Raw genomic sequence first — 24,995 nt, 5'->3', positions numbered from 1 at the left:
GCCGCCACCGGCGGCTTGCCGGGCAGACTACGACCGCACGGACGCCCGGAGCGCCGCCGCCGCAATCTCCGCTCCGCAGGCCGCTGTCCCGGCGAGACAGTCAAGCGTCTGCAGCAGGCACGGCGCGTCGTGCCGGCTCCGCTCGATCAGCGCCCGCCGCACGCTCTCGGCATCCGAGTTCACCGTCGTCGCAAGTGCGCGAGCGCCGTGAGCCGCGTCCGGGTCGCCGTCGTCGACTAGAGCGCTGGTGGCGTCGTCGACGACCTGCCGGGCGTCGTCACCGATTCCCCGCAGTTCCGTCACGGCGTCGGCCGCGACCGACCCGCGCGCAGCGTCGGCGTGCCGGGCGACCGCGGCCGCGTGCTCCGCGACTCGTTCGAGCTGTCGGGCGACCGTGGCGTACTCGGCGAGTCGCACCCGTGAGACCCCGAGGTCGTCGAGCACCTGTCGGTCGGCGAGCCCGCGGTTCGCGTAGCGCTCGACCAGCCGCGCGAGCCGGTCGACCTCCCCGAGCCGGTCGCGGACCCGCGCGGGCCGGTCGCCGTGGTCGACGCCGCCGTCTGCCGCTGCCACAGCGGACAGCGAGCTGACCGCCGAGTCGTGTGTCGATAGCGCCGTGAACCGCAACTGCCGGATGGACTGCCGGACGGAGACGTCGTCCGCGTCCAGTAGCCCCCGGACGGTCACGCTGTCCTCGGTCCCCTCGGTGACGCCGACGCCGCTCAGGGTGCGCGCCCGGTCGACGACCGCCCGCCGCTGGCCGTCGTCGAGGCCGCCGGCGGTCCGTATCTCGATTCGCCTGTAGCCGGCCACGTACGCCGCGTCGAGGCTACGCTCGGCCGCCGCCGGCGACGCCGCTGCCTCGTCGCTGTCGGGGAGGTCGACGACGGTCGCCGCGAGGTCGCTGTCCTCGCCGTCGGCCCACCGTACGACCAGCGACCCGTCGCTGTGCGGGTAGAGGTAGGCCGTGTCGCCCGCGCCGACGTCGTGCTCGTTCGCCCAGTGTACGGGAATCGAGACCGTGTACGTGCCGCCGCCGACCTGCTGGACTTTCCTCGTCTCCATCTCAGTACACCAGCCGGGGGTCGTTCTCGACGAGGTACAGCGTCCGCGCGGCGACGTTCACCGCGTGGTCGGCAACCCGTTCGAGGTCCCGGACGGTGAGCAACAGCGTCGACACGTCGTCGAGGACGGCTTCGGCATCCCACGGCCCCTCGCTGGCGGCACCACGTTCCACGAGGTCCCGGACGACGCGGTCGTTCGCGCGCTGGCAGAGCGCGTCGACCTCGTCGTCCCGGTTCGCGATGCGCTGGCAGGCGGCCGCGTCGCCGCCGGCGTACGCGGCCAGCGCGTCCGCGAACAGGTCGCGCGCCGCCGTCCCGATGGCCGCGAGGTCGACGTCGGCGACGTGCTCGTCGCCCGCTGCCAGCGCGTACGAGGCGAGGTTCGCGGCGAGGTCGCCGACGCGCTCGACGTCGGTCAGAATCTTGAACGACGCCGCGACGACGCGGAGGTCGCCGGCGACCGGCTGCTGGAGCGCGAACAGTTCGATGCAGTCGGCCTCCAGGTCGAGGTAGCGCTCGTTCACCTCGTTGTCGCCGTCCACGACCGCCGCTGCGACCTCGTCGCCGCCGTCGCCCGTCAACGCCGCGAGCGCGTCGTCGAGCCGGGACACCACCAGCTCGCCGAGCGCCACCACGTCGGCCCGCAGGTCCTCGAGTGCGTTCTGGAATGCATCACGTGGCACGAGAATCACCCGAACTTGCCGGTGATGTAGTCCTCGACGCGCTGGCTCTCCGGGCTCTCGAAGACCTGGTCGGTGTCACCGTACTCGACGAGCTCGCCGCCCGTGAGGAAGACCGCCGTCTGGTCGCTGATGCGGGCGGCCTGCTGCATGTTGTGCGTGACGACGACGACCGTGTAGTCCTCGGCGAGTTCCCCGATGAGGTCCTCGATTTTCGCCGTCGCGATGGGGTCGAGAGCCGACGCGGGCTCGTCCATCAACAGCACGTCGGGGTCGACGGCGAGCGCGCGAGCGATGCAGAGGCGCTGTTGCTGGCCGCCCGAGAGGCCGAGCGCGTTGTCCTCGAGGCGGTCGGCGACCTCCTCGTAGAGCGCTGCGTCCCGGAGACACTGCTCTACGAGCGCTTCCTCGGCTTCGGCGTCGTCGCGCCCGAGCAGGCGACTGAGCAGGCTCGTGTCGAGGTCGCCGTGCTTCCGCGGGCCGTAGGAGACGTTCTCCCGGATAGACTTCGGGAACGGGTTCGGCGCCTGGAACACCATCCCGACGCGCTTCCGGAGCTCCACCAGGTCGACGCCGTCCTGGTATATCTCCTCGCCGCCGACCTCGACGGAGCCGTCGATGCGCGCGGCCTTGATGCGGTCGTTCATCCGGTTCAGGCACCGGAGGAACGTCGACTTCCCGCAGCCCGACGGCCCGATGAGCGCGGTCACGCTCTCCTCGGGGATGTCCATGGAGACGTCCTTCAGGGCGTGGTCGTCGCCGTAGTGGACGTTCAGGTCCTCGACGGCGACGGCGGGCTCGCCCGTGACGTCGTAGGTGCGCCACGACTCGCGGACGGTCTCCTCGGTCTCGCCGGTCGTCGTGGTCGATGCTGGTGCCGGGGTCGACTGGTGGCTGACGTCTGCGTTACTCATTGTACAGTTTGTTGCGGAAGTACAGTCTGCTGGCGATGCCGACGGCGTACAGGCCGAGTACGACGACGAGGAGCACGAGCGCGGTCCCCCAGCCGAAGTCCTGGACGGTGAAGGGGGCGCCCTGTCCGGGCAGCCGCCCGCTCGTGATCGAGGTGTAGAGCTGGTAGGGGAGCGCGCTGCCGGCGTCCAGTAGCGCGGTGTTGGAGACGAACGGCGGCGAGCTCGTGAACTGGAACGACGACAGGACGTTCGGGTTCTGGCTCGCGAAGGGGGGGCCGCCGTAGACCAGCAGCAGCGGTGCCGTCTCACCCGCGATACGGCCGACGCCGAGGATGACGCCCGTGATGACGCCCGGCATCGCGGCCGGGAGCACGGCGCTCCTGATGGTCTGCCACTGGGTCACACCGAGCGCGGCGCTGGCGTCCCGGTACTCGTCCGGGACGGCCTTGATGGACTCGTAGCTCGTGATGACGACCAGCGGCAGCAGCATGAAGCCGAGCACGAGCTGACCCGACAGCAGGGACTTCCCGCCGCCGAACCGGGGCACGAGGAACGCCAGCCCGAACAGCCCGAAGACGATGCTCGGCGTGCTCCAGAGGCCGTTCGTCGCGACCTCGACGAGCTGCCGGAACAGCCGGCTCTCGGTGTACTCCGCGAGGAAGATGGCGGCCGCGAGCCCGAGCGGGATAGCGAACAGCATCGCGCCGACCACGAGCCAGAGCGTCCCGAGGATGGCGGGCGCGAGCCCCGGCACGTCGACATAGAGGCTCTGGGAGACGTTCGTCACGAACGGGACCTGTACGTCGACGAACGGAAGCGACCAGTCCGGCAGCGCCACGCCGAACAGCGCCCCGGGCAGGTCGAGGTGGCCGTCGAGGCCGAACTGGGCGTTCGTGAGCGCCGTCTCCAGCCCGTTTTTCACGATGAAGCCGACGAGCAAGGTGAGGACGCCGAGCATCCCGAACACGCTCAGCCGAATCAGGTAGAACGCGCCGGCCTCGCGGCCCTGCGTGCCGAAGCCCGCTCGGGCCTTCGCGGCGCTCCACGAGCCGACCAGCGACCCGGCGATGGTCACCACGGGGACCATCACGGACCCGACGAAGGTCGCCGAGACGTCGTTCGGCGACCACGACCACCCGAGGCCGAGGGTGTCGGTGACGAGCAACGCGCCGACGAGCGCGAGGAACAGCGCCGCCGGGAGCGTCGACCCGACGTCCTCTCGAGGCACGACCGCGAGGGCGGCGGCGGCTACACCAGTCGCGACCGCGACGGCGAGCCAGCCGACGGTCCCCATTCCGAGCGTCTGGGACGCCACCAGTCCACCGGTGACGAAGCCGATGCCGCCGAACAGCGAGCCGGCGACGAGGCCGGCCGACGCGGACGGCGACGCGGACACGTGACCGAGCCGAGAGGCGACGCCGACGCCGGCGATGCCGGCGGCCATCGCGAGCAACAGCACGCCGAACAGCGTGAAGAGGTCCACGCCGAGCACGGGCGTGCGCTCGCCGACCCACTGGAACAGCACGGCCCAGCTCGCGAGGAACAGCACTGCGCCGACCGCCATCACGCCCGTCGAGACGTACTCGCGGAGCGTCGTCTCCCCCGCGACGAGCGCGTGCCGGGTGACCGTGCTCATCGGTCACCACCGTACTTGCTCCGCATCCGGGCCTGAATCAGCTGCGCGGTGACACTCAGGACGAGCACCATCGCGAACAGCACGACGCCGGCCGCGAACAGCCCCTCGATGTGGCGGCCCGTGGCGTTCCCGCCCTCGAAGGCGATGACGGTCGTCAGCGTCTCGCCGACGCCGCCGAACACGTCGTAGACTGGGTCGGCGAAACCCTTCGTGTGCGGAATCATCACCGTCGCCGCCATCGTCTCGCCCATCGCGCGCCCCACGCCCAGCAGGACGGCGGCGGACACGCCGGAGAACGCCGACGGGACGGTGACGCTCTTCATCGTCTGCCAGTTCGTCGTCCCGACGGCCAGCGCGCCGCTCTTCATCGCTTCGGGGACCGTCGACAGCGCGTCTTCGGCGACCGACACGATGGTCGGCAGCGCCATGATGCCGATCATGACCCCGACCGTGAAGTAGTTCCCAATCGTCGACGTCTGGAACGCCTCGTAGAAGAACCGGTTCACGATGACGAACCCGATGAAGCCGTACGTGATGGACGGAATCCCCGCCATCAGCTCGATGCCCGGCTTCACGACCTCCCGGGTGGTCTCGGACGCGATTTCGCTGATGTAGAGCGCGCCGGCGATGCCCAGCGGCGCGGCGACGACCGTCGCGATGGCCGTCGTCACCATCGTCCCGACGATCATCGGCGCGAGCGACCACGGCGTGGTCTTCGCGGGCTTCCACAGCGGCTCCTCGGTCCGGTACAGTGCCTCTAGTCCCATCTGTTCGAACGCCGGCCACGCTCGCACGACCAGGAACGCCACGATGAGCCCGAGGACGGCGACCGTGGCGACGGTCATGACGAACGTCAGGCCGCGCGCGACGGTCGCCTGGTATCTGACCCAGCCGACCACGGTCAACACGAGGAACGCCGCCACCGGGACGACGGTCCAGCGTGACTGCTGGTAGAACAGGACGAACGCCACCACCAGTGACAGCGCGGTCACCGCCAGCAGGACCAGCGCGGCGTCCTCGTTCCGGGACCGGTACTGTTCGAACCGCTCGACGATTCTGGATGCCATGTGTGTTGTGTTCGGTGTATCGAAGGCGGACCGCAGGTGGATGACAGGTCGACAGTCGGCGGACCGCGGGCTACTCGTACTTGCTCGCGGCGACCTTCTCGCGCTGGGTCTCGAGTCGGCCGTCGGGCAGCGCGAAGTAGTTGTTCGACTCCACGAAGAACTCCTGGCCGAAGTCCGACAGCAGGAAGTTGATGAAGGCAGCCTCTTGGCGGCTCGTGTCCTCCCACGTGTAGCAGTGGAGGTCGCGCGCCAGCGGGTACTCCTTGGAGCCGAGGTTCTTCCCGTACTCGTAGAGCGTGCCGTCGATTTCGAGGCCGATGGGCGGCACCTGGCCGTCCGGCTGCACGAACGCGAGCGCGATGTACGCGATGGCGTTGTCGGCCGTCGCGACGGCCTGCTGGAGCTGCTGGTTCTTCCCGTAGCGCTGGTCCGGCGAGATGGACGCCTCGGCGTCGCCCATGACGTTCACGAGGAACGCCGTGTTCGTCCCCGAACCCGGTGCGCGACCGAGCGCGAGAATCTCCTTGTCCGGGCCGCCGAGCTCCTGCCAGTTCGTGATCTCCTGGCGGTAGATCTTGCGCAGTTCCTCGATGGTGATGTCGGTGACGCCGGCGTCCTTGATCTCCTTGGAGACGACGATGGGCTGGCCGTCGACGCCGACGACGTGGTCGACGAACTTGTCGAGCTCCTCGTCGGAGACGTCGCTGCCGGCGAGTTCCGCCTCCGCCGTGGAGCTGGCGTCACCGATATCGATGCGTTCCTCCATGACGCCCTCGATGCCGGTCCCGGAGTGTGAGAGCGCGATACTGATGCGGAACGGGGGCACGGAGCGCTCGCCGGACTCCGTCCAGCCGTACTGGGTGGCGAAGTAGTCGGCGAGACGCATGTCGGTGCCGTACTCGTCGGCCCACTCCTGCGGGAAGTAGTCCTCGTCGCCGGGCTCCGGGTTGGAGTTCCAGTACGAGGCGCCCGTGTTCGCGATGGGGAACACCGTCGAGGACCCGTCGCCGACCAGGGTGTCCGTCGCGACCTGCGAGGCCTGCTCGTCGCCGCTCGTCGTCTCCTGGTTGTCGGCCGTCGCCGCTGCCGTCGTCGATTCCCCGTCGTCTCCGCCGTCACCGCCGTCTCCCCCGTCGCCGCTGCTCGAACAGCCCGCGACGGCCGCGATGCCTGCGGCGCCCGTCGCCGCGACGAACTTCCGACGCGATACGATGTCGGCCAGCCGGTCTGGGTCTGATGCCATCGACTGGACACGGGCCAGCTGACACTAAACCGGTTTATAATAGGGGTACGTGCCGGATTTTGGGGGGTTGTAGGAGAATGATTGCTATATAGGAACGCTCCCCGGACCCGGCGCGCTCCCGGTGGCGAACGACCGGGGACGACACTTAACCCCGCGCCGGCCGTTGGTAGCGGCGTGCACGTACTCGTCACGGGCGCGACCGGCTTCGTCGGCGGCCGGCTCGCTCCCGAACTCGTCGCCGCCGGCCACGACGTCAGGGCGCTCGTCCGCGACGCCTCGGGGTACGACCCGCCCGAGGGCGTCGAGGTCGTGGAGGGCGACCTGCTGGACCCCGAGTCGCTGTCGGGCGTCTTCGAGGGTGTCGACGCCGCCTACTATCTCGTCCACTCGATGCGCGCCGGCGAGGACTTCGCCGAACGGGACCGCCGCGCGGCCCGGAACTTCGCCGCCGGCGCCGACGCGGCGGGCGTCGACCGCGTGGTCTACCTCGGCGGGCTCGGCGAGGAGGGCGCCGACCTGTCCGAACACCTCGAGTCGCGCCGCGAGGTCGAGGCGGTGCTGGCCGACGCCGCGTTCGACCTGACGACGCTGCGGGCGGCCGTCGTGGTCGGCGAGGGGAGCACGAGCTTCGAGCTCGTCTTCCAGCTCGTCGACCGGCTGCCGGTGATGGTGACGCCACAGTGGGTGCGGACGCCCTGCCAGCCAATCGCGGCCCGGGACGTGGTCGCGTACCTCGTCGGCGTCCTCGACGTCCCCGAGACGGCCGGCGGGACCTACGAGGTCGGCGGGCCGGACGTCCTCTCCTACCAGGAGATGCTGGAGCGCACTGCCGCGCTGGCCGGCCGCCGGCTGTACATCTTCCCGGTGCCCGTGCTGTCACCGACGCTGTCGACGTACTGGGTGGACCTCGTGACGGACGTCCCGCGCAGCGTCGCCCACCCCCTGATTCACGGCCTGAAGAACCCCGTCGTCGTCACCGACGACAGCATCCGCGACCTCGTAGACGTGGACCTGACACCGTTCGACGACGCGGCCGCGCAGGCGCTGCGGGACCGCGGGGTGGCCGTCGATGGCTGACGGGAGCGGCGGCAGTGGCGGCTCCGGCGGCGGTAGCGCGCCCGGCGGTGACGCTGGCGGCGGGGCCGAGTACAGCGAGTTCGACCCAGCGAGCGCGGGGACCGGTGTCGCGGGCGGCGTCTACGGCGAGACGTGGGTGTACGAGAGCATCGTCGGCGCCGTCCCCGGCGTCGACATCTCCGACCGGCTGGCGGTGCTCGTGCAGTTCGTGCTGTTCGAGGCGGGCCTGCTCGTGATGGCCGCCGTCTACGACCTGCCGGGCGCGATTCTGCCGGGGACGGCGGCAGTGCTGGTGGCGGCGGCCGGCAGCGCGTTCATGCTCGACATCGGCTCTCGCGCCCGGGGACCGGGCGTCCCGCCGCGGTACCGCCAACTCCTGTTCGCGTCCAGCATCGAGGTCGTGCTGGGGGTGGTGTCGTACGTCCTGCTGTTGACGTACCTGTTCGTCTGGGACCCGCGGGACGGCGCAACGCTGTTCGTCTCACTGCTCGGGGAGCAGCCGCCCGTGTTGCCGTCGGCGCTCGCGTTGCTCGTGCTGTGGGACGTCTGCTACCGCATCGGGACGGGCTGGTGGGCGGCCGTCGTGGCGCTGTGGCGGTCGCTGACGCAGGACCTGCACCCGGCGGCCGCGACCAGAATGGCCGCCGTGGACGTCCGCACACTCGGGTTCGGTGTGCTGCAGGCGGTTCTGGTCCCCTTCGTCTGGGGACACCCGTTCCTGGTCGCGGCCGTGTCTGGACACGTGCTGGCGGTGGCGGTGGTGACGAGCGTGTCGCTGTATCTCCTCAGGAAGTAGTCAGTTCTTCATCTGCTCGAACTGGTCGAGCAGCTCCTCCGTGGAGTCTCCGGAGTCGAACTCGACGGACCCCTCGTACGTGGACCGCGTGTCGTCGTCCGAGACTTCGACGCTGTGTTTCGATTCCCGCCGTTCGTGTTCGTCTTCGTCATAGGCACCCATTGACATGACAACTACACACACGGTAGTAGTCAGTTGTCCAATATCAAACTAACGGAGGATTCGACCCGGTCCCACCGGACTGGGCGGGTCAGAACGAGACCGGTTCGGTGGTGCCGACGCCCATCGGGTCCGGGTCGCGGTCGCTGTAGCCGACGCGGCCGACGGCGTCGGCGGGGAGTGCGCCGTAGACCGCGAACGTGGCGTCGGTCGCGGACGCGAACTGGTCGGCGCCCGTGCGGGCGATGACCGTCCGGAGATCCTCGCCGCCCGCGTCGTCGAGTTCGATGTCCCCGCAGGCTGCCGCGAGCGCTGCCGCGCTGGTCGGGTACTCCTGGTCGCGTAGCACGTCTGCGGTCTCTTTGAACGTCATCACGTCTGTGGTCGCTGGCTCCATGCAAGAGTGTTCTGCATCAACAATAATGATAGTTATAGGGCCCTTAGTCACGCCCCCGCCCGACGCCCGGTACCGGGGGGCTTAGGTGGCGGGCCGCCCGCGCTCCCGTATGGTCTACGCGGACCTCCACGTCCACACCACCAACTCCGACGGCACCCTCACGGTCGACGAGGTGCCCAGCGCCGCTCGCGACGCCGGCGTCTCGGCGGTGGCGGTCACCGACCACGACCGCCTCCACCCTGACCTCGATGCGCCCGTCGCCGAACGCGACGGCGTCGAAGTCGTCCACGGCATCGAACTCCGGGTCGACGCCGGCGACCAGCGCGTCGACCTCCTCGGGTACGGCGTCCGCCGCACCGACGCGCTCGTCGCCGAGTGCGAGCGCATCCAGCGCGACCGCCGCGAGCGCGGCCGCCGCATCATCGAGAACGTCGAGGCCGAACTCGGCGTCGGCCTCCCGCTGGAACCCCGGGAGGGGCTGGGCCGCCCGCACATCGCGCGCGCCGTCGTCGACCACGCCGACACGGACTACGAGGCGATGGACGGCGTCTTCGCCGACCTCATCGCCGACGACGGTCCCTGCTTCGTCGCCCGCGACGTCCCCGACTTCGAGACAGGCGTCGACCTCCTCGCCGACGCCTGCGGTCTCGTCGGCCTCGCCCACCCGCTGCGGTACGACGACCCCGAGAGCGCGCTCGCGCTCTGCGCCGACCTCGACGCCGTCGAAGCCCACTACCCCTACGACCGCCCCGTCGGCCGCGACCCCGACGACGCCGACGGCGACGGCGCCGCCCTCGTCGCGGCCGCAATCGAGACCCACGACCTCCTCGCGACCGGCGGCACCGACGCCCACGAGCGCACGCTCGGCACGGCGGGCCTCGACCGCGACCAGTACGACGCCGTCCGCCAGCACCTCCCCACGGAGTAGCGGCAATCCGCGCGACACGGTACCATTCGTGCCCCTGCCGTGAGGTTCACGAGGCTCCGGCCCCAACCGACGCGTATGCAGTGTCACTACTGCGACCGGAGCGCCGACCTGACCGTCGAGAAAGGCGGCCTGAAGGTCGGCGTCTGCGAGGAGCACTTCCAGGAGCGCCTCGACGACATCTCCGACAGCGAGACCCTCGAGCAGCTCCGAGACCAGCTCGAGATCGACCGGTCGTAACGCGCCCCGCTTTCGCCCCACTTTTACCCCGCTCGTTCGACGACGTTCGGCTACCGAGTCAAAGACACACAGCCACCGGCTCGCCGTCAGACAGTGCCGCTCCGAGAAACAGCGCCGGTCCGAGAACAGCGCCGGCTACGTCCGGCCGGCGTCGACGTCGATGGCGTCGACCGGACAGACGTCCACGCACAGCATGCAGTCGATGCACTGGCTCTCGTTGGCCGGGTCGGCCTTGAGCTCGGACTCCGGGTGGTCGGGGGTGTCGACCCACTCGAAGACGTCGACGGGACAGTCCTCCACGCAGGCGCCGTCCCCCAGACAGATGTCGAAGTCGACCGCGACGTGCGTGCCGTGAATCCCCAGCTTCTCGGGCTCCTCCACCGGCCCCCAGACGTCGTGGCCCTGGTGGGAGTCCACCTGCTCGCGGTTCTCCGTGAACTGCGGGTCGATTGCCATACCACTGCTCTGCGCGCTGGCTGTATGAAACCCTCGGGGAACGACTTCGGCTAGGCCTCATTTGGGTTTCTGGTGGTTGTGGGGCTGCTACAGGTTTGTTCTCTGACTTGGACGCCTCGAAAGCCCCGAGGCGCTGGGCTCGGTGCGCTCGCTGCGCGCTTCACTCGCTACGCTCGCTCCAGTGCTTGCGTCGCGCGCCTTCGCCCAGCGCCTCGCCCCTTTCGATTTCCCCACCCCGCTACCGGCTGTGGAATCAGACGGTTTCTGCCGGCTGGCCAGCCGGTAGTGGGTGGACTGAAAGGGGCGGCTGGCCGAACGCAGGCGGCCGACGTAAGCACGCGACCGAAGGGAGCGCGCAGCGAGGGTCACGTGAGCGCAGCGAACGTGACCTCGGAAGACGAGCGTAGCGAGTCTTCCGGTGCCCCCGAGTTCGGCCAGCCGGGGCTTTCTGGGTCCCGAAGGAGGCCGGGAGGACGCTGAGGCCTAGAACTCCCGAGGGCTTATGCGCGCGCCGAACGGAATCCAGACGTATGCGGAAAGTGCGTCTGGACGACCTCGACTCCCGGATGGGGCCGGCTGCCCGCAGCCTCCCGCTGACCGACGCGCTGGGGCTGGCCGACGCCGCGATGAACTTCTACGAGCTCGAACCCGGAGACAGCTTCGCGTACGGGTTCCACGCTCACGCCGAGCAGGAGGAGGTGTTCTACGTGCTCGACGGCGAGGTGACGTTCCGGACGCTGGACGAGGACGTCACCGTCGAGGCGGGGGAGCTCGCGCGGTTCGGGCCGGGCGAGTTCCAGCAGGGCGTCAACGAGGGCGACGAGCCCGTACGCGCGCTCGCCGTCGGCGCGCCGCAGGACGCCGGCGAGACCGAAATCCTCCGCGAGTGTCCGGACTGCGGGGGCGAGACGACACAGGAGCTCTCGCTCGCCGACGACCACTCCGAGATTCGCGCGGTCTGTGAGTCCTGCGGGACTGTGACGGGGCGCTTCGACTGACCATGCCCGAGCCAGACCACCCGCCGCGGCTGGTGTTCGACGACGACTGCGGGTTCTGCACGTGGTGTGCGAACTTCGCGGCGCGCCACGGTGACGTGGAGCTCGTCGGGTTCACGGAGCTGTCCCCCGACCAGGTCGCGCGGCTGCCCGACGACTACGAGGACTGCGCGCACCTCCTCACCGACGACGCCGTCTACTCGTGTGGGGCGGCCATCGAGCGCACGCTCGAACACGACTTCCCGGAACTCCGGCCGGTGTTCGCCGCGCTCGGGGCGGTGCCGGGGTACGCAGTGGTGCGGGAGCGCCTCTACCGCTGGGGGGCGGACAACCGGGTCACGCTCGGGAAGCTCGCCCGCGACGACCCGCCGGCGCGGGAGTAGTCAGCAGTCGTCGAGCACCGGCCGGCGCCGTCGGACGTACCCCATCGCCGCCTCGTGCCAGTCGTCGCCGACGGCGGGAATCTTGGGAACTGGGACGCTCGTCCGCTCGCCGACGAACCGGGTCACGCGCCCCTCGACGCCTGCTCCCCCGGTCGGCCCGGTGTCGCGCTTGCAGACCGCCGGCTGGCCGTCGACGGTGACCTCGTGGGGCGGCACGCCGTGGAGCTGTCGCTGGACGCTGTACGACTCGAACTGCGACACGAGCGCGTGGTGGGGTTCCATGGATACTCCGCCACGTGTCGTGTGGCGGCCGGCCACTGGCGGCGGCGAGCCCACACGGTGCTGCCGCTGTGGCCGCGAGAATCCGCCGAGTGGCGCCTGCCGCCGGCTTCAGCGTTGTGGTGGTGCTCCCGCTCCTACTCGCTGGCTCCCCGGACGTCCACGGAGAGCACGTCGGCGGCCGTGGTGACGTAGTCGACGCCGTCGAGGTAGTTGACGAGCGCGTCGGCGCCGGCGACGTCCTCGATGCTGACCGACCCTGCGCCGAGCAGCGCCGCGAACACGCCCGACCACGCCGGCTCCGGCACGCGGTCGGTGACAGTTACGACCTGGGCGTCGTTCCCCGGGTCGGCGGGGTCCAGCGAGAGCATGTGGTGGGCGGCGTGGTCGCCGACGGACACCCGAATCCGGTACGTGGCGTCGTCGGTGCGGAGGTAGGACTGGGACTGGAACGGCTCGGCGCCGGGCGGCCGCTGCTCGTGTGGACCGACTGTGTGCGTCCCGCTCGCCAGCAACTGGTCGGCGAACGCCTGTTCGCCCTCGCTGAGGTCCGGGTACCGGAGCACGTCGTCGCCACGCTCGGGCGCGTCCGCGTCGTCGACGGACACGAGCTCGTAGCGGTAGGCCGTCTCCGCCGCGAACTCCGCGAACGACGCGCTCGGGGCGTAGGTCTCGTCCTCGAACGCGACGTACTCGAACGCGCCGAGCGCCAGCGTCGCGTTCCGCCCGGGCCCGCTGCCGCCGCGGTCGAGGTCGACCCGGCCGTCGGTCTGTGTGGCGTCGACGACCAGCTGGTGGAGGTCCGGCTCGGACACTGCCACCGTTGCGCCGTCGGGCACGTCGGCCGGCACTATCGCCTCGCCCGCGAGCCGCAGCCCGCCGTCGCCGGTGTCGTCCCCACTGCTGCCGTCGCTGTGGGTGGTGTCGGTCGCGTCGCCACCGCTCCCGCTCGCGCAACCGGCGAGCGCCGCGACCGCCGCGGCGCCTGCCGCCCGGACGAACCGCCTGCGAGAGGCCATACCGGGCGTTCCGGACGCCGCTGTAAGTGTCTTTTCTGCGGTCCCGACTTCTTGTAACGACCGCCGCCGCGCGCTACTGGACGGTCTCGTTCACCGTGGCGTCGGCGACGGTCGTGGCGGTGACGACGTAGTCGATGCCGTCGAGGTAGTCGACGAGCGCCGCGCTGCTGGGAAGGTCCTCGACACCGACGCTCCCGGGGCCGAGGCCCTCCTGCAGGACGTCACTCCAGTCGGCCGCAGGGCGTTCGTCGAGCACTGTCACGACCTGCGCGTCGTCGCCGGGGTTCGCGGTATCCAGTTCCAGCATGTGGTGTGCTGGTGGGTCGCCGACGGTGATCTGGATGCGGTACGTCTGGCCGTCCGCGCGAAAGAACTCACTCCCGACGATTGCCCCGACTTCCTCGGGTCGCCGTTCGTGGCGGCCGACAGAGAGTGACCCGTCCGCGAGCATCTCGTCGGCGACCGCCTGCTCGCGGTCGCTCAGCGACTCGTACGTGGTGACGTCGGCGTCAGCGCCGACCTCGTCGCCGTCCACGGCGAGCAGCGAGAACTTCGCGGTGGACTCCTCGCCGAACCCGGCGAACGACGCCGTCGACTCGTACGTCTGGTCCTCGAACTCGACGTAGTCGAAGCCGCCGAGCGTGAGGGACTCGTCGCCGTCGGCGCTCCCGGTCGTCTGCAGGTCGACGCGGCCGTCAGCTTCGGCGGCGTTCGCGACGAGTTCGTGGAGAGGCGGACTGGTGACGCCGACAGTCGCACCGTCCGGGATTGACGAAGGCGTGACGGGTTCGGCGTCCAGTCTCGGCTCGCCGGCGCCCGAGGATTCGGGCTGTGTGGTGGTGTTCCGGGAGGAGGGGAGCGCTGACTGGCAGCCGGCGAGCACCGCCAGCGAAGCGGCGCCGGCGCCGTCCCGGAGGAGGGCTCTGCGCGTGGGCATGCCTCCGGGTTCCGGCGGTCGGGGTAAGTGTCTTGTCGGGACTGAAGCGAGGACTCCGGTCTACTGGTAGGCCTGCATGCCGGTGAGGTCCTCGCCGAGAATCAGCGTGTGGATGTCGTGGGTGCCCTCGTACGTGTAGACGGTCTCCATGTTCGCCATGTGGCGCATCGGCGAGTAGTCCACCGTGATGCCGTTCCCGCCGAGCATCTCGCGGGCGATGCGGGACTGGTCCCGCGCCATCCGGACGTTGTTGCGTTTGGCCATCGAGACGTGCTGGGGGCGGAGGTCGCCGCGCTCCTTGAGCTCGGCGAGCCGGTGGGCGAGCAGCTGGCTGGTCGTCACCTGGGTCGCCATCTCGGCGAGCTTCTGCTGTTGCATCTGGAAGCCGCCGATGGGCTGCCCGAACTGCTCGCGGTCGGTGGCGTAGTCGCGGGCGGTCTCGAAGCAGTCCCTGGCGGCGCCGACTGCGCCCCACGCGATGCCGTAGCGGGCCTGCGTCAGGCAGGACAGCGGCCCCTTCATGCCCTCGACGCCCGGCAGCCGGTTCTCCTTCGGGACGCGGGCGTTCTGGAGGCTGATCTCGCCCGTGATCGAGGCGCGCAGCGAGAGCTTCTCGTCGATCTTGTTGGTGGTGACGCCGTCGCGGTCCGTCTCCACGAGGAAGCCCCGGACGGGGGTCCCGTCCTCACCCTGGTCTTTCGCCCAGACGACGGCCACGTCGGCGATGGGGGAGTTCGTGATCCACGTCTTCGAGCCGTTCAAGACGTACTCGTCGCCGTCCGGCTCCGCCGTGGTCTCCATCGCGGACGGGTTCGAGCCGTGCTCGGGCTCGGTCAGCCCGAAGCAACCGACGGCCTCCCCGCGGCCGAGGTCGGGCAGCCACTGCTCTTTCTGCTCCTCGCTGCCGAAGGCGTGAATCGGGTACATGACGAGCGCGCCCTGCACGCTCGCCATCGACCGCAGCCCCGAGTCGCAGGCCTCCAGCTCCTGCATCAGCAGGCCGTAGGCCGTCTCCGAGACGTTCGGCAGGCCGTACCCCTCGAGGTTCGGCGCGTAGAACCCGAGTTCGCCCATCTCGGGGATGAGTTCCGTCGGGAACGTCCCCTCGAGGTAGTGGTCGCCGATGTCGTCGCGGACGTGTTCGTCGACGAACTCGCGGGCGGTGTCCCGGACGAGCCGCTCCTCGCTGTCGAGGTCGGCCTCCAGGCCCACGTAGTCGAGCATACCGCGTACTCGGCGCCAAACGGTGAAAAAGCCTACTGGTCCGTCGCAGTGGTCGGTCGCGGCCGGCTCAGTCGCCGGCCGTCGGCGACGCCAGCCCGCTGGTGAAGTTCTCGAACAGCCGCTTGGTCTCGCAGGCGGCGTCGTACGCCTCGGGGGTGATGCCGGCCAGCACGTCGTCGCGGCGGTCCTCGTCGACGTCCTTCTCGCGGGCGATGCGTTCGGCGGTGTCGTTGTCGTACTCGGGGTGGAACTGGACGCCGACGGACTGGTCGACGCGGAACGCGTGGACGCCGTAGTCGTTCTCCGCGAGCAGGGTCGCACCCGGCGGGAGCTCCGTGACGGCGTCGCCGTGCGTCGTGAACGTCGTGAACGTCTCGGGAACGCTCTCGAACAGGGGGTCGGCGTCGACGGTCTGTTCGATCGCCCGGTACCCGAGCTCGAAGGCGCCCATGTCCTCGACGGTGCCGCCCAGCGCCTCCGCGAGCACCTGGTGGCCGAAGCAGACGCCGAGAATCGGCACGCCGGCGTCGTGGGCGTCCGCGACGTAGTCGACGAGTGCCGGGATCCAGTCGTCGTCCCAGTAGACGGAGGACTTCGAGCCGGTGACGACGACGCCGTCGAACTCGTGATGAGTGGGTAGTTCGCCTGACTTCGCGTGGAACTCGGCGAGGTCGGCGTCCAGCTCGCGGCGGAAGTTCCGGGTGGTCTCTGCGGGTTCGTGTGCGGCGTTGAGCAGCGCGACGCGCGGTCGACCCATTTTCGGGCTGTAGCGACTCGAGGCTCAAGCGGGTTTCGGCGGCGGCAGCGCTGGCTTCCCGGACGCGTGTCTGCCGGCGGCTGCAGCCTCAGCAGTGGACGTCGACGACGACCGTGGCGTCCCCGCGGACGGTGACGGTCGTGTCGGCGTACTCGAAGTCGATTTCGACGTCCGGCCCGCTGGCGAGCAGGTCGTCGATGGCGTCGGGGTCGACGACGTGGCCGAGCTGCGGGAGCGACCCGGGGTCGCGGTCGGTGGCGGCTGCCACCGCTTCGACGACGCCGACAGTCGGCCGGTCGTACTCTCCGAGGTCGTACGTCGTGTGGCTGCCCTCGCCCTGTCGCCCGCGACCGTGCCCGCATCGAGTGTTGTCAGTCATGGTGGCGTGCCTCTGTACGGGGGAGACCCCCGGACTGTGCCCACTGATACTGTGCGTCACGAAGAGTCTTTCGCACCTGTCGAGACGCAGTCTCGCGTCGGCAGTGACTCCGGGCGCGTGATTGGTTGGGACCTCGCGCCGGGAGCCACGACCCCCTACCACGCCCCGTGTATAATATGCTGTGATTAACTGGGTGACAGATTCCGCGGGTTCGTCTCGCCTCACTGACGCCACAAGCTAGTAATATCTCTCCATATTGATGGTAATTTAAACCGTAGCCAGCGCAAGTTTCGGCCGGTTGGGACCCATGCACGACTCACCTGTCGACGACGCGGTCGAACTGCTCCAGGCCCTCGGTCTCAAGGAGTACGAGGCGAAGTGCTTCGTCGCGCTCTCCAGAGTCGAGAACGCGACTGCCAAAGCCGTCAGCGAGCTCTCGGAAGTCCCGCGAACGCGAGTGTACGACGCCGTCGACGCGCTCGAGGACGCCGGACTGGTCGCGCGCCAGCACTCGAACCCCCAGCGCTTCCGCGCGGTCCCGGTCGCCGAGGCCGCCGAGACGCTGCGCGACGAGTACGACGCCCGCATCGGCGACCTCCGGGACGCGCTCGACGACGTTCCCGACGTCCAGCGCGACGCCGACGCCGACACCACCGATGTCTGGACGCTGACCGGCGCCAGTGCCGTCGCGAACCGCACCACGGGTCTCGTCGCGGACGCCGACACGGCCGTCGCGCTCGTCGCCACCGCCGACGCGCTCGACGCCGCCCTCGCCGAGGAACTCGCGGCGACCGCCGACGCCGGCGTCGACGTCACGGTCGGCGGTGTCGACCAGGGCGCCCGGGACGCCGCCGCCGACGCGCTCGGTGACGACACCGTCTTCGACGCCGACCCCACCTGGCTGGCCGGCGAACTCGACGACGGCGCCGAAGTCGACCGGCTCCTGCTCGTCGACGGGACGCGCGTGCTGTACGCCACCGCCGGCGACGACCCGCACGCCGTCGTCGGCACCGGCGCCGAGAACGTCCTCGTCGCCGTCGCCCGCCGGCTGCTCGCGGACGCGCCCGTCGAGGTCCCGGTCGCCCCGCGAACGTGACGGCGCGGTAGCTGTCGAATCACCTTTGTCCGCCCCCTGCCACGGGGCGAACGAATGCGCGCCATCAAGGACAGCGTCCACGACTACATCGAGGTCGACGGCGTCGCGGAGGCCCTGCTCGACACCGGGCCCGTCCAGCGACTCCGCCACATCAAGCAGCTCTCCACCATCCGGCTCGTCTACCCGTCGGCGAACCACACGCGCTTCGAGCACTCGCTGGGCGTCTTCCACCTCGCGGACCGCGCGCTCGACCACCTCGACGTCTCCGGCGCGCGCGCCGACACCGTCCGCGCCGCCGCCCTCCTGCACGACGTCGGCCACGGCCCCTACGGCCACCAGACCGAGGGCATCATCCAGCGCCGGCTCGGCCGCCACCACGACGACGTCGCCCACCTCCTCTCGAACGGCGTCCTCGGTGACGTCCTCCGCGAGCACGGCCTCGACCCCGACCGGGTCGCCGACCTCGTCGCCGGCGAGGGCAGACTCGGCCAGCTCGTCGCGGGCGAACTGGACGTCGACCGCATGGACTACCTCGTGCGGGACGCCCACCACACCGGCGTCCCCTACGGCACCATCGACCACGGCCGGCTGCTGCGCGCGCTCACCTTCCGGGACGACGACCTCGTGCTCGCCGAGGGCAACGTCCCCACCGCCGAGAGCGTGCTCGTCGGGCGCGCGCTCATGAACTCGGCCGTCTACCGCCACCACGTCTCCCGCATCGCGGGCGCCATGCTCGACCGCGCGGGCGCCCGCCTGCTGGACACCACCGACCTCGACATCGAGACGTTCGCGCGGTTCACGGACGCCGAACTGCTCGCCGCGCTCCGGGACTGCGAGGCGACCCGCGACGCCGCCCGCCGCGTCCGCGACCGCGACCTCTACAAGCGCGCCGTCTGGGCCGAACGCGATGCCGTCCCCGACGACGTCGCCACTGCCGACTACGAGACGGCCCGGGACTTCGAGGCGCAGGTCGCCGAGACCGCCGGCGTCCCCGAGGACGCCGTCGTCGTCGATACGCCCGGCGAACCCTCGATGCCGGAGTCCTCGGTGCGCGTCGCGGTCAACGGCGACACCCGCCGGCTGGACGAACAGAGCCCGCTCGTCGAGGGGATGCTCGCCTCCCAGCGCGTCCAGTGGCGGTTCGGCGTCTACGCACCCGAGGACGACGTCCCCGAAGTCGCGGCGGCCGCCGAACGCGAACTCGGGCTCGCGGGCGTCGGCGACCCCGCGGAGTAATCGTCTCCTCCCTCCTCCCCCCAGACCGCCCCTTCTCGACGGAACGTTTTTGGCCGGAGGCCTCGTCGCCCAGAGTATGGCGTCCGAACCCTACGCCGGGTGTACGAGCCGCGAGCCAGCCGCGCGTCCCGGGTTCGGATTCTTCTTCGACGCCTGACGCGTGGCGGACGCCGCCCGGGCGCTGGCGCGCCGGGGCGGCCGAAACCACGCGGTCGGGCCGCGGTCGTTCGGAACCGATAACTGACTCCCACGCACGCCTACACGACATGCAACTCCCAGCACAGCAGGTCGCGGTGCTCGAAGCGGCGAGCGCCGACGACCCCCGACGAATCGAGGCCCTCGCGGCGGAGACGGAGTATCCGCCCGAGACGGTCGCCGGCGCGGCGTTCGAACTCGAAGACGCCGGGCTGGTCGCCGTCAGCGAGGCCAGCACCGCAGACGTATCGCTCACCGACGAAGGCCGCGAGTACGCCGCCGACGGCCTGCCCGAGGTCCGGCTGTACCGGGCCGCCCTCGACGCGGGCGCCGACGAATCTCCCGTCCAGATGGGGCAGGTCATCGGCGCCTCCGGGCTCGAGGGTCCGCAGGTCGACATCGCGCTGTCGAACTACGCCCGGAAGGGGTACGGCGCCATCGACTCCGGAGAACTCTCGGCGGACCCGGACGCCGACCCCGACAGCGACCCCGAGGCCGACGCGCTCGCGACGCTCGCCGACGGCGGCAGCGTCGACGACCAGGCCGTCCTCGACCAGCTCGCGAGCCGCGACCTCGTGAACGTCCGCGAGCGCACCGTTCGGTCGGTGACGCTCACCGAGGCCGGCGTCACGGAACTGATGGCCGGCGTCGAAGCGGCCGAGGAGGTCGGCGAACTCACTCCCGAGCTGCTCGCCTCCGGCGAGTGGCAGGACGTCGAGTTCGCGGACTACAACGTCGAAGCCGACGCCGCCGACCACACGCCCGGGAAGACCCACGTGCTCCGGCAGGCCGCCGAACGCGTCAAAGACGTCCTCGTGGGGATGGGCTTCCAGGAGATGGAAGGCCCCCACGTCGACGCCGACTTCTACATCAACGACTGCCTGTTCATGCCCCAGGACCACCCGGCCCGGAACCACTGGGACCGGTTCGCGCTCTCGAACCCGGAGCAGATCGACTCGCTGCCCGCCGACCTCGTCGAGCGCGTCGAGCGCGCGCACCGCGAGGGCGTCAGCCCAGACGGCGACGGCTACCACTCGCCGTGGGACGAGGACTTCGCGCGTGCGCTCGCACTCCGCGGGCACACGACGAGTCTCACCGCCCGCCACCTCGCCGGCGTCGCCGACGAGGACGTCGAACCGCCCGCCCGCTACTTCAGCGTCGAGAAAGCCTACCGGAACGACACCCTCGACGCCACCCACCTCCTGGAGTTCTTCCAGATCGAGGGCCTGGTGGTTGCCGACGACCTCTCCGTGCGCGACCTCATGGGGACCTTCCGGGAGTTCTACAGCCAGTTCGGCATCCACGACCTCCAGTTCAAGCCCACCTACAACCCCTACACGGAGCCGAGCTTCGAGCTGTTCGGCCGCCACCCGGAGACGGGGGAGCTCATCGAGATCGGGAACTCCGGCATCTTCCGGCCGGAGATGCTGGAACCGCTGGACGTAGACGCCGACGTGATGGCGTGGGGGCTCGCACTCGAGCGGCTGCTGATGCTGATGACCGGCTTCGAGGACATCCGCGACGTCCACGGGACGCTGTGTGACGTGGAGTTCCTGCGGGACGCGGAGGTGGTGTACTGATGCCCGTCGTCGACGTCGACCCCGACGAACTCCGCCGGCTCACCGGCCACCGCGACAAGGACGACGACGACCTCCGCCAGGACCTCTTCGGCCTCGGCATCGAGTACGAGGGCGAGACCGAGGACGGTGACTTCAAACTCGAGTTCGAGGCCGACCGCCTCGACCGGCTCTCCGTCGAGGGCATCGCACGCAGTCTGCGCTACCACTACGGCGACGACCGCGGCGTCGACGTCCCCGACACGAACAGCCCGGAGTGGACCATCAACGTCGAGGACGTCCCCGAAGATCGGCCGTACGTCACCGGTGCCGTGATTCGCGGCGTCGACCTCGACGAGGACGCGCTCGACTCGCTCATCCAGCTCCAGGAGAAGCTGCACGCCACGATGGGCCGCAAGCGCGCGAAGGGCGCCATCGGCATCCACGACCTCGCGATGCTCAAGGGGCAGGTGGCGCGCAGCGCCACCGAACGCGCGAGCGGTGAAACCGCGAGCGAAGCCGTCGACACCGAGGGCGACGGCGCCGCCACTCGCTCCATCACGTACACGAGCGTCGAGCCCGACGGCGACACGTTCGTCCCACTGGACGACGACGCCGAACGCACGCCCGCCGACGTCCTCTCCGAGCACCCGACCGGGGAGACCTACGCCGACCTCCTGGCGGACTACGACGCCTACCCCGCAATCTACGACGCCATCGGGCTGTTCAGCTTCCCGCCGGTCATCAACGGCCGGCGCACCGAGGTCACCACCGACTCCCGGGAGCTGTTCGTCGAACTCACTGGCACCGACCAGTGGACGCTCGACCGCATGTGCGCCATCATCTGCTACGCGCTGGACGCCCGCGGCGCCACCATCGAGGACGTCACGGTCGACTACCCCGACAGGGAGCTCCACCGGCCGGACTTCGCGGTCCGCACCAAACACGTCACCCACGACCGCATCGAGACGCTGCTCGGCGTCGACTTCACCACCGACGACGTCGTCGACCTCGCCGAACGCTCGGGGCTCGACGCCACGCCGGTCGACGACGGCTACGACGTCGAGATTCCCCCGTACCGCGTCGACGTGCTGCACCCCGTCGACGTCGTCGACGACCTCGGGCGCGCGTACGGCTTCAACGACCTCGAGCCGCGCTACCCGGACGTCAACACCATCGGCGGCCGCACCGAGTCCTCGCGGCTCGAACGCTCCGTCCGCGGGACGCTCGTCGGCCTCGGCTTCGAGGACCTCCTGAACTTCAACATGACCAGCGAGGCGGAGAACTTCGACCGCATGCGGCTGTCGCCCGACGAGGACGACGCGGTGGGGGCTGCGGAGCCAGCCACCATCTCCGAACCCTACAGCGAGGACTTCACCATCCTCCGCACGTGGGCGCTGCCCTCGCTCGCGATGGTCCTGGAGAACAACACGCACCACTCCTACCCGCAGGAACTCGCCGAAGTCGGCTTCGCCGCTCACGCCGACGGCGACACCGAGACGGGCGTCGCCGAACGCCGCACCGTCGCCGCCGTGCTCGCGCGCCACGACGCCTCCTACGAGGACGCCAAAGCGCGCCTGCAGGCACTCTGCGACGAGTTCCACGTCGACCTCGCCACCCCGCCGACCGACCACCCGTCGTTCATCGACGGGCGCGCTGCCACCGTCGAGATCGACGGCGAGCCGGTTGGCGTCATCGGCGAACTCCACCCCGCGGTCATCGTCGACCACGACGTCGAAGTGCCGGTCGCCGGCTTCGAGTTCGAACTCGACGCGCTCCGGTAGAATAGCTGCTGCGTCTCTCGCTCTCGCCGTCTCTGCTGTCGCCCCCCGGAGCTACAGGTCGGCCCCGACCGCATCCTCGACGTCGTCGAAGCCGTCCCGTTCGAGCAACGCCAGCAGCCCCTCGTTGATCCGCTTCGCGACCGACGGCCCCCGGTAGACGAGCGCGGTGTACAGCTGGACCACGCTCGCTCCCGCGCGAATCTTCTCGTAGGCGTCCTCGGCTGTCGCCACGCCCCCCACCCCCACCACTGGGAGGTCGGTGCGCTCGGCGACGAACCGCACCTGCTCGGTCGCGCGCTCCCGGATGGGCGCCCCCGAGAGCCCGCCGCCCTCCCCGGCGTTCGGGTGCTGGAGGCTGTCGGGGCGGTCGGTCGTCGTGTTCGTCGCCACGATGCCGTCCAGCCCGAGGTCGCCTGCCAGTTCGACGGCGTCTGCCACGGCGTCACGGTGGAGGTCCGGGGAGAGCTTCACCAGCAGCCGGTCGGCGCCGGCGTCCTGGAGCGCCTCGAGGATGGCCGCGAGCTGCTCGCGCCCCTGGAGCTCGCGCAGCCCCGGCGTGTTCGGACTGGAGACGTTCACCACCACGTAGTCGGCGGCGTCGCCCACGCGCTCGAACGTGTACCGGTAGTCGTCGGGGGCCTCCTCGAGTGGCGTCGTCTTCGACTTCCCGACGTTCACGCCCACGGGGACGTCCGGTAGCGGCTCCTCGTCGAGGCGCTCCCCCACGGTGTCGGCGCCCTCGTTGTTGAACCCCATCCGGTTCACGAGCGCCTCGTCCTCGGGCAGCCGGAACAGCCGCGGCCGGTCGTTCCCCGGCTGGCGCTCGGCCGTCACCGCCCCCAGCTCCACGTGCCCGAACCCGAGGGCAGCCAGCGCACGCGGCACTTCGGCGTTCTTGTCGAAGCCCGCGGCCACACCGACGGGGTTCGGGAACGACTGCCCGAACGCCTCGACGCCCAGTCGGTCGTCCTCGACGGTGTAGTGGCTCGCGTACGCCCGGTGGACGCCCAGCCGCTGGGCGACACGCAGCGCACCCGTCGTCACCTCGTGGGCCGTCTCCGGTGGCAGCCGAAACAGCGCGGGTTTCAGGAGACCGTACATCTAGAGGTCGTGGTCGACGTCGTCGGGGTCGGCTTTCTGTATGATAATCTTGTCTTCTCGCACGCGCACGAAGACGTCGTCGCCGATCTCCAGGCCGGCCACGGACAGCTCGTCCTCGTGGAGGTTCACGTGCGCGTTGTGGTACTCGCCGTCCTCGCCTCTCGCGCCGCTCGGACTCAGCTTCTTCTTGCGGACCATCGCGGGTGTCTACGTCAACGTTCGCCGCAGCCGCTACTTAAGCGCTTCCGACGTGTGCGCAGACAGCCGGTCGGCCCGTGCAGCGGCGGGTCTGCTGTCGGGTCCCGTACGGACGCCGTGGGTGGAATATCCGCTGTTGCTTATAAAAGATGTCCGAAATCCGCCGATATATTTATGACAAGTCCTTGTGTTGGCGTCTCATGGAGGAAAACCATGGTACGTGAGGACGGTAAGCGGAACTTCGCACTCCGCACCGACGACGGGACCGAGCCCAGTGTCTTCAGCGGTAACACCCCCCGACAGGCAGCTCTGAAAGCAGCTCGCCGCCTCGACGACGTCGGGGGCTCCGAGGACGACGCCGATCGCCACGACATCGAGCTCCGGGAGAAAGGCACGGACAAAGTACACATCTACGAGGCCTGGGCCTGGGAGGAGGACGCCCCCGACGACAAGCCCGACTGGATGCCCGGCGACATCACGAAAGCCAACGTGTCCAAGCAGGGCATCGACCACCTCGACGAGTAACCCACCCCCCGACTTCTTCGCGCCGCAACTGCTTAGGGTGTCCCACGGCTACGCGTCTCTGCGTGGGTACCACTCGGCCCGACCGAGCGCACTCGCGCGGGACGACTGGCCGACCTCCGCCCACGCGACATCGTCTCGTACGAGGATTTCTGCCGTGTGGTCACGTGCCGAAGCGGCGCTGGTTCGACGGTGTTTTACGTACCTCGGCACTCGGATGGGATGCGAACGACGTGAGGTGGCTCGGTGTACCCGACGCCACTGATTGAAGCCTCCTCGTCCCGTTCGAACCGACGCCGTCTCGGGGTCAGTTCGACGCCCTTAAGTGTAACAGGGCGTTTCGGTGGAATGCGAACGACAATGGGGCCGCCCGGGTTCTTCGGGCGGCCGACGCATGCCGCCGACGGCCGACCCGGACTCGTCCGGGCCGGTTCGATGCCCTTAAGTAATAACGGGCGAAACGAGGTGATGCGAACGACAATGAGGCTGCCCGGGTTCTCCGGGCGGCTGATGCATCTACCTCGCCGCTCCGTGCGGCGTCGACCCCGCTCGATTCGAGCGCGGTTCGATGCCCTTAAGTAATAACGGGGCGTTCGGAGGAATGCGAACGTCGTCTCGGACCAAACCAGTTCCGGTGGGTTTATGACTCGCCGCGAACTACGTTCAGGTCCGAAGGAATG

Annotated in this window: 28 protein-coding genes; 11 read left to right on the top strand and 17 right to left on the bottom strand. The window is 69.9% G+C overall.

The features are described 5' to 3' along the window. Positions 1 to 27: 27 nt before the first annotated feature. The 6 genes from LT971_RS00140 to LT971_RS00115 all read right to left on the bottom strand — a co-directional run bounded on the left by LT971_RS00140 (position 28) and on the right by LT971_RS00115 (position 6,604). The gene (locus tag LT971_RS00140; protein WP_237004816.1) at positions 28 to 1,065 is read right to left on the bottom strand and encodes an AbrB/MazE/SpoVT family DNA-binding domain-containing protein; all 1,038 of its coding nucleotides are present in this window, start codon (positions 1,063 to 1,065) and stop codon (positions 28 to 30) included. Position 1,066: 1 nt separating this feature from the next. Continuing rightward, the gene (gene phoU / locus LT971_RS00135) at positions 1,067 to 1,747 is read right to left on the bottom strand and encodes a phosphate signaling complex protein PhoU (RefSeq protein ID WP_237004815.1); all 681 of its coding nucleotides are present in this window, start codon (positions 1,745 to 1,747) and stop codon (positions 1,067 to 1,069) included. A gap of 5 nt (positions 1,748 to 1,752) precedes the next feature. Further along, the gene (gene pstB, locus LT971_RS00130; RefSeq protein WP_237004814.1) at positions 1,753 to 2,658 is read right to left on the bottom strand and encodes a phosphate ABC transporter ATP-binding protein PstB; all 906 of its coding nucleotides are present in this window, start codon (positions 2,656 to 2,658) and stop codon (positions 1,753 to 1,755) included. Continuing rightward, entirely contained in the window at positions 2,651 to 4,294 is a 1,644-nt protein-coding gene (pstA, locus tag LT971_RS00125; protein ID WP_237004813.1) for a phosphate ABC transporter permease PstA, read from the bottom strand. The genes pstB and pstA overlap by 8 nt, the downstream gene beginning before the upstream one ends. Beyond that, the gene (gene pstC / locus LT971_RS00120; protein WP_237004812.1) at positions 4,291 to 5,361 is read right to left on the bottom strand and encodes a phosphate ABC transporter permease subunit PstC; all 1,071 of its coding nucleotides are present in this window, start codon (positions 5,359 to 5,361) and stop codon (positions 4,291 to 4,293) included. Before pstC ends, pstA begins: the two co-directional genes overlap by 4 nt. A 70-nt stretch (positions 5,362 to 5,431) precedes the next feature. After that, positions 5,432 to 6,604 carry a PstS family phosphate ABC transporter substrate-binding protein gene (locus LT971_RS00115; protein WP_237004811.1) on the bottom strand — a complete coding sequence of 391 codons (1,173 nt, stop codon included), beginning with the start codon at positions 6,602 to 6,604 and terminating at the stop codon, positions 5,432 to 5,434. A gap of 174 nt (positions 6,605 to 6,778) precedes the next feature. On the opposite strand from LT971_RS00115, the gene LT971_RS00110 reads away from it, so the two are divergent. After that, complete coding sequence (locus tag LT971_RS00110; protein WP_237004810.1) at positions 6,779 to 7,681, top strand: NAD(P)H-binding protein; 903 nt, start codon at positions 6,779 to 6,781, stop codon at positions 7,679 to 7,681. Further along, complete coding sequence (locus LT971_RS00105; RefSeq protein WP_237004809.1) at positions 7,674 to 8,477, top strand: DUF7530 family protein; 804 nt, start codon at positions 7,674 to 7,676, stop codon at positions 8,475 to 8,477. Before LT971_RS00110 ends, LT971_RS00105 begins: the two co-directional genes overlap by 8 nt. Here LT971_RS00105 and LT971_RS00100 read toward each other — a convergent pair whose 3' ends face one another. Both LT971_RS00100 and LT971_RS00095 read right to left on the bottom strand, forming a co-directional pair. Continuing rightward, positions 8,478 to 8,645: a DUF5786 family protein gene (locus LT971_RS00100; protein WP_237004808.1), complete on the bottom strand. Its 168-nt coding sequence runs from the start codon at positions 8,643 to 8,645 to the stop codon at positions 8,478 to 8,480. It lies immediately after the preceding gene. 82 nt (positions 8,646 to 8,727) lie between these two features. Then, the gene (locus tag LT971_RS00095; RefSeq protein WP_237004807.1) at positions 8,728 to 9,033 is read right to left on the bottom strand and encodes a DUF5789 family protein; all 306 of its coding nucleotides are present in this window, start codon (positions 9,031 to 9,033) and stop codon (positions 8,728 to 8,730) included. 109 nt (positions 9,034 to 9,142) lie between these two features. Between LT971_RS00095 and LT971_RS00090 the strand changes: the two genes are divergently transcribed. Further along, entirely contained in the window at positions 9,143 to 9,961 is an 819-nt protein-coding gene (locus tag LT971_RS00090) for a PHP domain-containing protein (RefSeq protein WP_237004806.1), read from the top strand. Positions 9,962 to 10,036: 75 nt separating this feature from the next. After that, positions 10,037 to 10,198: a DUF6757 family protein gene (locus LT971_RS00085; protein ID WP_237004805.1), complete on the top strand. Its 162-nt coding sequence runs from the start codon at positions 10,037 to 10,039 to the stop codon at positions 10,196 to 10,198. Between the two features lie 135 nt (positions 10,199 to 10,333). Here LT971_RS00085 and LT971_RS00080 read toward each other — a convergent pair whose 3' ends face one another. Beyond that, on the bottom strand, positions 10,334 to 10,654 hold the full coding sequence (locus tag LT971_RS00080; RefSeq protein ID WP_237004804.1) for a 4Fe-4S dicluster domain-containing protein: 321 nt from the start codon (positions 10,652 to 10,654) through the stop codon (positions 10,334 to 10,336). Positions 10,655 to 11,184: 530 nt separating this feature from the next. Between LT971_RS00080 and LT971_RS00075 the strand changes: the two genes are divergently transcribed. Together LT971_RS00075 and LT971_RS00070 are read left to right on the top strand one after the other, a co-directional pair. Next, the gene (locus LT971_RS00075; RefSeq protein ID WP_237004802.1) at positions 11,185 to 11,652 is read left to right on the top strand and encodes a cupin domain-containing protein; all 468 of its coding nucleotides are present in this window, start codon (positions 11,185 to 11,187) and stop codon (positions 11,650 to 11,652) included. 2 nt (positions 11,653 to 11,654) lie between these two features. Next, positions 11,655 to 12,032 carry a thiol-disulfide oxidoreductase DCC family protein gene (locus tag LT971_RS00070; RefSeq protein ID WP_237004801.1) on the top strand — a complete coding sequence of 126 codons (378 nt, stop codon included), beginning with the start codon at positions 11,655 to 11,657 and terminating at the stop codon, positions 12,030 to 12,032. Here LT971_RS00070 and LT971_RS00065 read toward each other — a convergent pair whose 3' ends face one another. The 6 genes from LT971_RS00065 to LT971_RS00040 form a co-directional block, all read right to left on the bottom strand. Beyond that, positions 12,033 to 12,314 (bottom strand): hypothetical protein, encoded by a 282-nt coding sequence (locus tag LT971_RS00065; protein WP_237004800.1) that lies wholly within the window; start codon positions 12,312 to 12,314, stop codon positions 12,033 to 12,035. 134 nt (positions 12,315 to 12,448) lie between these two features. Further along, positions 12,449 to 13,330 carry a hypothetical protein gene (locus LT971_RS00060; RefSeq protein ID WP_237004798.1) on the bottom strand — a complete coding sequence of 294 codons (882 nt, stop codon included), beginning with the start codon at positions 13,328 to 13,330 and terminating at the stop codon, positions 12,449 to 12,451. Between the two features lie 73 nt (positions 13,331 to 13,403). Continuing rightward, entirely contained in the window at positions 13,404 to 14,267 is an 864-nt protein-coding gene (locus LT971_RS00055; protein WP_237004797.1) for a DUF7979 domain-containing protein, read from the bottom strand. Positions 14,268 to 14,327: 60 nt separating this feature from the next. Continuing rightward, on the bottom strand, positions 14,328 to 15,491 hold the full coding sequence (locus LT971_RS00050; RefSeq protein ID WP_237004796.1) for an acyl-CoA dehydrogenase family protein: 1,164 nt from the start codon (positions 15,489 to 15,491) through the stop codon (positions 14,328 to 14,330). 67 nt (positions 15,492 to 15,558) lie between these two features. Further along, positions 15,559 to 16,248, bottom strand: a complete 690-nt coding sequence (locus LT971_RS00045; protein WP_237004794.1) for a type 1 glutamine amidotransferase — start codon at positions 16,246 to 16,248, stop codon at positions 15,559 to 15,561. Positions 16,249 to 16,336: 88 nt separating this feature from the next. Then, positions 16,337 to 16,627 (bottom strand): HalOD1 output domain-containing protein, encoded by a 291-nt coding sequence (locus LT971_RS00040; protein ID WP_237004793.1) that lies wholly within the window; start codon positions 16,625 to 16,627, stop codon positions 16,337 to 16,339. A gap of 307 nt (positions 16,628 to 16,934) precedes the next feature. Between LT971_RS00040 and LT971_RS00035 the strand changes: the two genes are divergently transcribed. The 4 genes from LT971_RS00035 (at position 16,935) to pheT (ending at position 22,494) form a co-directional block, all read left to right on the top strand. Next, positions 16,935 to 17,723, top strand: coding sequence for a TrmB family transcriptional regulator (locus LT971_RS00035; RefSeq protein WP_237004792.1), 789 nt, complete (start codon positions 16,935 to 16,937; stop codon positions 17,721 to 17,723). A gap of 54 nt (positions 17,724 to 17,777) precedes the next feature. Next, complete coding sequence (locus tag LT971_RS00030; RefSeq protein ID WP_237004791.1) at positions 17,778 to 18,959, top strand: HD domain-containing protein; 1,182 nt, start codon at positions 17,778 to 17,780, stop codon at positions 18,957 to 18,959. Positions 18,960 to 19,225: 266 nt separating this feature from the next. Then, positions 19,226 to 20,734, top strand: coding sequence for a phenylalanine--tRNA ligase subunit alpha (gene pheS, locus LT971_RS00025; RefSeq protein ID WP_237004790.1), 1,509 nt, complete (start codon positions 19,226 to 19,228; stop codon positions 20,732 to 20,734). Then, positions 20,734 to 22,494 (top strand): phenylalanine--tRNA ligase subunit beta, encoded by a 1,761-nt coding sequence (pheT, locus tag LT971_RS00020; protein WP_237004789.1) that lies wholly within the window; start codon positions 20,734 to 20,736, stop codon positions 22,492 to 22,494. The genes pheS and pheT overlap by 1 nt, the downstream gene beginning before the upstream one ends. 51 nt (positions 22,495 to 22,545) lie before the next feature. Here pheT and LT971_RS00015 read toward each other — a convergent pair whose 3' ends face one another. Both LT971_RS00015 and LT971_RS00010 read right to left on the bottom strand, forming a co-directional pair. Then, a complete protein-coding gene (locus LT971_RS00015) occupies positions 22,546 to 23,595 on the bottom strand; it encodes a quinone-dependent dihydroorotate dehydrogenase (RefSeq protein WP_237004788.1) in 1,050 nt (349 codons plus the stop codon). Further along, on the bottom strand, positions 23,596 to 23,793 hold the full coding sequence (locus tag LT971_RS00010; protein WP_237004787.1) for a hypothetical protein: 198 nt from the start codon (positions 23,791 to 23,793) through the stop codon (positions 23,596 to 23,598). Between the two features lie 213 nt (positions 23,794 to 24,006). Here LT971_RS00010 and LT971_RS00005 point away from each other — a divergent pair, with 213 nt between their 5' ends. Next, a complete protein-coding gene (locus LT971_RS00005; protein ID WP_237004786.1) occupies positions 24,007 to 24,318 on the top strand; it encodes a non-histone chromosomal MC1 family protein in 312 nt (103 codons plus the stop codon). The last annotated feature ends 677 nt before the right edge of the window (positions 24,319 to 24,995 follow it).

The sequence above is a fragment of the Halobacterium rubrum genome, from assembly GCF_021729015.1.
Lineage (GTDB): Archaea > Halobacteriota > Halobacteria > Halobacteriales > Halobacteriaceae > Halobacterium > Halobacterium rubrum.
Note: the sequence above shows the minus strand (reverse complement) of the source record. Positions and strands in the feature narration are given on the sequence as shown.